General features: G+C 66.5%; 1 protein-coding gene. It reads left to right on the top strand.

Translation table 11 applies throughout. The annotated features are described in order from the left end of the window. Positions 1-74: 74 nt before the first annotated feature. Positions 75-1,319 carry an ISL3 family transposase gene (locus tag FHP25_RS40450; RefSeq protein ID WP_147852684.1) on the top strand — a complete coding sequence of 415 codons (1,245 nt, stop codon included), beginning with the start codon at positions 75-77 and terminating at the stop codon, positions 1,317-1,319. Positions 1,320-1,333 lie beyond the last annotated feature (14 nt).

Genomic DNA, 1,333 nt, shown 5'->3' with positions numbered 1-1,333 from the left:
GGCTCCTCGACGTGGCGAATGGAATTGGGGGGAATTGTTGGTAACCTTCGCCGAGAGACGGAGCGGGGGTTGGGTTGGACGGGAATCGGGTGCTGGCACTGGGTCTTGGCGTGACGGCGCCGTGGCGGTTGGTCGAGCAGCGGTTGGATACGGATCGGCAGCCGCATGAGCTGCATTTGCGGGTGGAAGCGGAACGGGGGGCGCAGTTTGGGTGTCCGGTGTGTGGGCGGCTGTGCCAGGCACACGACTTCAAGGACTTGACATGGCGTCATCTGAACTTCTTCCAGCACCACTGCTACATCACAGCCAAGGTGCCGCGGACCAACTGTCCGGAGCACGGGGTGCGGCGAGTGCAGGTGCCGTGGGCGCGCGAGGGTAGCCATTTCACGCTGCTGTTCGAGCAGGCCGCGTTGCTGCTGGTGCGGGAGATGCCGGTGCTGACGGCCGCCCGCATGATCGGCATCACCGATCAGCGGCTGTGGCGCATCGTCGAGCACTACGTCGCCAAGGCGGTCGCCGGGCTCGATCTTGGAGCGCTCAAGGCCTTCGCCTTCGACGAGACGGCCGCCCGGCGCGGGCACGTCTACGTCACGATCTTCATCGACCTCGACCGCCGCCGCCAGCCGGTGCTGTTCGTCACGCCCGGCAAGGGCAAGGAGACGGTGGCGCGCTTCCGTGCCTTCCTCGCCGCCCATGGCGGCGAACCCGGCCGCGTTGTCGAGGTGGTGTGCGATATGTCGAAGGCCTTCCTCGCCGCCGTCGGCGAGCAGTTCCCGACGGCCGCTGTCACTGTCGACTGGTTCCATGTCGTGCAGCTCTTCACCAAGGCGGTCGATACCGTGCGCAAGGCCGAGGCCAGGCTGGTCAAGATGCCGGGCGCCGTCCGCTGGGCCGTGCTCAAGGCCGGGGACGGCCCTTTGACCGAGAAGCAGGCTGAAGCCTTGGCCGAACTCGAGTCCGGCGGCTTCCTCACCGCCGCGGCCTGGCGCATCAAGGAGCTGCTGCGCTGGGTGCGCCATGCCGAAACCCCGCGCGCCGCGCGCTGGCGGCTCACCCATTTCCTGCGGCATGCTCGCGACAGGATCGCCAGCAGTCCGCTGCTCGATGCTTTTCGCGCCGCCCTCGACACCGTCGAGACGCATCGCCACCGCATCCTCCAGCGCTGGACTTCGACCCACTCCAACGCTCGCCTGGAAGCCCTCAACGGCATGTTCCAACTCGTCCGTGCCCGCGCCCGCGGCTATCGCAACGTCGATACCTTCATCGCCATGATCTATCTCGTTGGCGCTCCACTACCCAAACTCGTCAATTCCATTTGAAACGTCGAAGAGCC

It is taken from the genome of Vineibacter terrae, assembly GCF_008039615.1.
In the GTDB taxonomy this organism is placed as follows: domain Bacteria; phylum Pseudomonadota; class Alphaproteobacteria; order Reyranellales; family Reyranellaceae; genus Vineibacter; species Vineibacter terrae.
Note: the sequence above shows the minus strand (reverse complement) of the source record. Positions and strands in the feature narration are given on the sequence as shown.